We start from the raw sequence: 5,930 nt of genomic DNA, 5'->3' as shown, positions 1-5,930 counted from the left end.
CAAAAAAGAGCTTGCCAAGGTCGAGGAGGTCGCTATAATGCGCGCCACTTCGAGCGGGACCGGAAGCAGCCTTGCGAGGCTGGAGAAGGGTTTCGCGGAGCTCCAGGAGGTCTTCAGAGGCCGCTTCGGAAGCTCCGAAAAAGTCTGCAAAAAGCGCTTGCTTAAGCAGATTGGATGTGTAGAATACGCGTCCCACAGTTAAGGCCTGGCGCCTAACTGAGTTGTTTAAAAATTCGATCAAGCAATATGTGTGGGTGCTTGCGGAGCGACGGATCGGTACATCTGGCTTCGGCCAGAAACGATTTATCGGAAGCAAGTAACTCATGTCAATGAATTACGTTTTAATTCCGAGCAAGACTTAAGCCTGATTGGGGGTCACATTCCGACTCTCGAGAAGGGCGGCTCTTTAAACTGAAGAGTTTGATCATGGCTCAGATTGAACGCTGGCGGCAGGCCTAACACATGCAAGTCGAGCGCGAAAGCTCCTTCGGGAGTGATTAGAGCGGCGGACGGGTGAGTAACGCGTGGGAAATTGCCCAGTAGTGGGGGACAACAACCGGAAACGGTTGCTAATACCGCATACGCCCTACGGGGGAAAGCGGGGGATCTTCGGACCTCGTGCTATTGGATATGCCCGCGTCGGATTAGCTAGTTGGTGAGGTAAAGGCTCACCAAGGCGACGATCCGTAGCTGGTCTGAGAGGATGATCAGCCACACTGGGACTGAGACACGGCCCAGACTCCTACGGGAGGCAGCAGTGGGGAATATTGCACAATGGGGGAAACCCTGATGCAGCCATGCCGCGTGTGTGAAGAAGGCCTTCGGGTTGTAAAGCACTTTCAGTAGGGAGGAAGGCCTTAAGGTTAATACCCTTAAGGATTGACGTTACCTACAGAAGAAGCACCGGCTAACTCCGTGCCAGCAGCCGCGGTAATACGGAGGGTGCGAGCGTTAATCGGAATTACTGGGCGTAAAGCGCGCGTAGGCGGTTAGTTAAGCTGGATGTGAAAGCCCCGGGCTCAACCTGGGAACTGCATTCAGAACTGGCTGGCTAGAGTACGAGAGAGGGTAGTGGAATTTCCTGTGTAGCGGTGAAATGCGTAGATATAGGAAGGAACATCAGTGGCGAAGGCGACTGCCTGGCTCGATACTGACGCTGAGGTGCGAAAGCGTGGGGAGCAAACAGGATTAGATACCCTGGTAGTCCACGCCGTAAACGATGTCTACTAGTCGTAGGGTTCCTTGAGGACTTTGTGACGCAGCTAACGCAATAAGTAGACCGCCTGGGGAGTACGGCCGCAAGGTTAAAACTCAAATGAATTGACGGGGGCCCGCACAAGCGGTGGAGCATGTGGTTTAATTCGAAGCAACGCGAAGAACCTTACCAGGGCTTGACATCCTCGGAACTTTCCAGAGATGGATTGGTGCCTTCGGGAACCGAGTGACAGGTGCTGCATGGCTGTCGTCAGCTCGTGTCGTGAGATGTTGGGTTAAGTCCCGTAACGAGCGCAACCCTTGTCCCTAGTTGCCAGCACTTTGGGTGGGAACTCTAGGGAGACTGCCGGTGACAAACCGGAGGAAGGTGGGGACGACGTCAAGTCATCATGGCCCTTACGTCCTGGGCTACACACGTGCTACAATGGCTGGTACAGACGGTTGCGAAGCAGTGATGTGGAGCTAATCCGAAAAAACCAGTCGTAGTCCGGATCGGAGTCTGCAACTCGACTCCGTGAAGTCGGAATCGCTAGTAATCGTGAATCAGAATGTCACGGTGAATACGTTCCCGGGCCTTGTACACACCGCCCGTCACACCATGGGAGTGGGTTGCTCCAGAAGTGGCTAGTCTAACCTTCGGGAGGACGGTCACCACGGAGTGATTCATGACTGGGGTGAAGTCGTAACAAGGTAGCCCTAGGGGAACCTGGGGCTGGATCACCTCCTTAAACGATTATCGACCTAGCTTCGTAAGTGCTCACACATATTGCTTGATCGGACTGATGATGTTGGAAGTCAGTGAAGCCCGTTGGGCGGGTCTAAGTGCCCTGAGGTTATCCCAGGGGCATTAAGTTTTAGGCCTGTAGCTCAGCTGGTTAGAGCGCACCCCTGATAAGGGTGAGGTCGGCAGTTCAAGTCTGCCCAGGCCTACCAAAATTCCGCTACTTTTAGCGAAATTTACATTTTCCTTTAGAAAATGCTTATCGAGACGGGGCTATAGCTCAGCTGGGAGAGCGCCTGCTTTGCACGCAGGAGGTCTGCGGTTCGATCCCGCATAGCTCCACCATTTGATGGATGGATCAACTTCGGAATTGCACGCAGGAGGTCTGCGACGGAAGGCCGCCCCGTTCGATCCCGCATAGCTCCGCCATTTCCTGACGCCGACACTCAGAAATCAGAAAACTGGGTTCTTCAGTGGGCTCTCTAGAGGTTTTAGAGAAGCTCGAGGTTTGAGAAAGAGTCCAGCTTTCTGATTTTTACATCAGATGCTCTTTAACAAGGTGAAACAATTTGTAGTAATACACTGCAAGGCGAGGTTGGGTAGAAACACTTTTCAAGTGCTTTTATTCAACATCAATATTGTGTGTCTCTCAAGCACACAATCCGGTGTTCAGTCTCAATGAGGTTTATTGTGACTGAATATTAAAGTCGTTAGTAGTCGTTTGTGTTGTATGGTCAAGCGACTAAGCGTATACGGTGGATGCCTTGGCAGCTGGAGGCGATGAAGGACGTAGGAGCCTGCGAAAAGTCTAGGGGAGCTGGCACACAAGCTTTGATCCTGGAATGTCCGAATGGGGAAACCCACCTGTTTACAGGTATCGCATACTGAATACATAGGTATGCGAGGCGAACCCGGGGAACTGAAACATCTAAGTACCCGGAGGAAAAGAAATCAACCGAGATTCCCTGAGTAGCGGCGAGCGAAAGGGGACTAGCCCTTAAGCTCTTTATGTTTTAGTGGAAGGATCTGGAAAGTTCCGCGATACAGGGTGATAGCCCCGTACACGAAAAGGCATTTAGAGTGAAATCGAGTAGGTCGGGACACGTGTTATCTTGACTGAACATGGGGGGACCATCCTCCAAGGCTAAATACTCCCAGCTGACCGATAGTGAACCAGTACCGTGAGGGAAAGGCGAAAAGAACCCCGGAGAGGGGAGTGAAATAGAACCTGAAACCGTATACGTACAAGCAGTAGGAGCCCTACGGGGTGACTGCGTACCTTTTGTATAATGGGTCAGCGACTTATTGTCTGTAGCAAGGTTAACCGCATAGGGGAGCCGTAGAGAAATCGAGTCTTAATAGGGCGTTTAGTTGCAGGCAATAGACCCGAAACCCGGCGATCTATCCATGGGCAGGTTGAAGGTTGAGTAACATCAACTGGAGGACCGAACCCACTAATGTTGAAAAATTAGGGGATGACCTGTGGATCGGAGTGAAAGGCTAATCAAGCCGGGAGATAGCTGGTTCTCCTCGAAAGCTATTTAGGTAGCGCCTCGCGTCTCACCCACGGGGGTAGAGCACTGTTTGGGCTAGGGGGTCATCCCGACTTACCAACCCCATGCAAACTCCGAATACCGTGGAGTGCAATCGCGGGAGACACACGGCGGGTGCTAACGTCCGTCGTGGAAAGGGAAACAACCCAGACCGCCAGCTAAGGTCCCAAATACCAGTTAAGTGGGAAACGATGTGGGAAGGCCCAGACAGCTAGGAGGTTGGCTTAGAAGCAGCCATCCTTTAAAGAAAGCGTAATAGCTCACTAGTCGAGTCGGCCTGCGCGGAAGATATACCGGGGCTAAACTGGTAACCGAAGCTGCGGATGCCTTCGGGCATGGTAGAGGAGCGTTCTGTAAGCCGTTGAAGGTGGACCGGGAGGTCTGCTGGAGGTATCAGAAGTGCGAATGCTGACATGAGTAACGACAAGGGGGGTGAAAAACCTCCCCGCCGGAAGACCAAGGGTTCCTGTCCAACGCTAATCGGGACAGGGTTAGTCGGCCCCTAAGGCGAGGGCGAAAGCCGTAGTCGATGGGAAACAGGTTAACATTCCTGTACTTGCAATTGCTGCGATGGAGTGACGGAGAAGGCTAGGCCGGCATGGCGATTGGTTGTCCATGTTTAAGGTCGTAGGCTGGGGGATTAGGCAAATCCGGTCCCCTAAGGCTGAGAACTGATGACGAAGCTTACTTCGGTAAGTGAAGTGGTTGATGCCCTGCTTCCAGGAAAAACTTCTAAGCTTCAGGCAATTGCGAACCGTACTCGAAACCGACACAGGTGGTCAGGTAGAGAATACCAAGGCGCTTGAGAGAACTCTGGTGAAGGAACTAGGCAAAATGGTACCGTAACTTCGGGAGAAGGTACGCCGGTTTTGGTGATGGGACTTGCTCCCTAAGCTGAGGCCGGTCGAAGTGACCAGGTGGCTGCGACTGTTTATTAAAAACATAGCACTCTGCAAACACGTAAGTGGACGTATAGGGTGTGACGCCTGCCCGGTGCCGGAAGGTTAATTGATGGGGTTAGCTTCGGCGAAGCTCTTGATCGAAGCCCCGGTAAACGGCGGCCGTAACTATAACGGTCCTAAGGTAGCGAAATTCCTTGTCGGGTAAGTTCCGACCTGCACGAATGGCGTAACGATGGCCACGCTGTCTCCACCAGAGACTCAGTGAAATTGAAATCGCTGTTAAGATGCAGTGTACCCGCGGCTAGACGGAAAGACCCCGTGAACCTTTACTACAGCTTTGCACTGAACTTTGAGCCTGCTTGTGTAGGATAGGTGGGAGGCTTTGAAGCGAGGACGCCAGTTCTCGTGGAGCCATCCTTGAAATACCACCCTGGCATGTTTGAGGTTCTAACTCTGGTCCGTAATCCGGATCGAGGACAGTGTATGGTGGGTAGTTTGACTGGGGCGGTCTCCTCCCAAAGAGTAACGGAGGAGTACGAAGGTGCACTCAGCATGGTCGGAAATCATGCAATGAGCATAATGGTATAAGTGCGCTTGACTGCGAGACAGACATGTCGAGCAGGTACGAAAGTAGGTCATAGTGATCCGGTGGTTCTGTATGGAAGGGCCATCGCTCAACGGATAAAAGGTACTCCGGGGATAACAGGCTGATACCGCCCAAGAGTTCACATCGACGGCGGTGTTTGGCACCTCGATGTCGGCTCATCACATCCTGGGGCTGAAGCCGGTCCCAAGGGTATGGCTGTTCGCCATTTAAAGTGGTACGCGAGCTGGGTTTAGAACGTCGTGAGACAGTTCGGTCCCTATCTGCCGTGGGCGTTGGAGATTTGAGAAGAGTTGCTCCTAGTACGAGAGGACCGGAGTGAACGAACCTCTGGTGTTCGGGTTGTCACGCCAGTGGCATTGCCCGGTAGCTATGTTCGGACGGGATAACCGCTGAAAGCATCTAAGCGGGAAGCCTCCTTCAAGATGAGATCTCCCTGGGACTTCGAGTCCCCTGAAGGGCCCTGGAAGACTACCAGGTTGATAGGCTGGGTGTGGAAGCGTTGTGAGGCGTTGAGCTAACCAGTACTAATTGCCCGTGCGGCTTGACCATACAACAGAGATGGTTACTAACGACTGATCGATTGAATGAAGTAAAGAGATCAGCGGATTGTGAGCAAGAGACATACGAAGTTCTTGCGGTGTATTACTACAGATTGTTTCGCCGACTTATTTGGGGTTACTGCCGATCGAAAGATCGAGGCAAACAGCAGTAACACGGTAGGGCAGAGCCAACGAGCAGCTCATAAGACCGACACCGACCCAAGCCAGTTTGCCTGACGACAATAGAGTTGTGGAACCACCTGATCCCTTGCCGAACTCAGAAGTGAAACGCAACATCGCCGATGGTAGTGTGGGGTCTCCCCATGTGAGAGTAGGTCATCGTCAGGCTTCTAAATAAAGAAAGGGCCACCCAAACGGGTGGCCCTTTTTTTT

General features: G+C 52.5%; 1 protein-coding gene, 2 tRNA genes and 3 rRNA genes. All 6 read left to right on the top strand.

Annotated features, from left to right (window positions below; genetic code table 11):
• Positions 1 to 202: hypothetical protein (locus AC6R19_RS22580; protein ID WP_500582124.1), on the top strand; the 202-nt coding region annotated here is incomplete at its 5' end.
• A gap of 206 nt (positions 203 to 408) precedes the next feature.
• Positions 409 to 1,943, top strand: a 16S ribosomal RNA gene (locus AC6R19_RS22575).
• A 128-nt stretch (positions 1,944 to 2,071) separates the two neighbouring features.
• Positions 2,072 to 2,148: transfer RNA gene (locus tag AC6R19_RS22570), tRNA-Ile, on the top strand.
• 57 nt (positions 2,149 to 2,205) lie between these two features.
• Positions 2,206 to 2,281: transfer RNA gene (locus AC6R19_RS22565), tRNA-Ala, on the top strand.
• Between the two features lie 387 nt (positions 2,282 to 2,668).
• Positions 2,669 to 5,547, top strand: a 23S ribosomal RNA gene (locus tag AC6R19_RS22560).
• Positions 5,548 to 5,769: 222 nt separating this feature from the next.
• Positions 5,770 to 5,885: ribosomal RNA gene (gene rrf, locus AC6R19_RS22555) — 5S ribosomal RNA — on the top strand.
• Together the 16S, 23S and 5S rRNA genes with 2 tRNA genes alongside form the textbook arrangement of a ribosomal RNA operon.
• Positions 5,886 to 5,930: the final 45 nt, after the last annotated feature.

The organism is Microbulbifer sp. SE14 (assembly GCF_059834885.1).
This window is presented reverse-complemented; position numbering and strand designations above follow the sequence as displayed.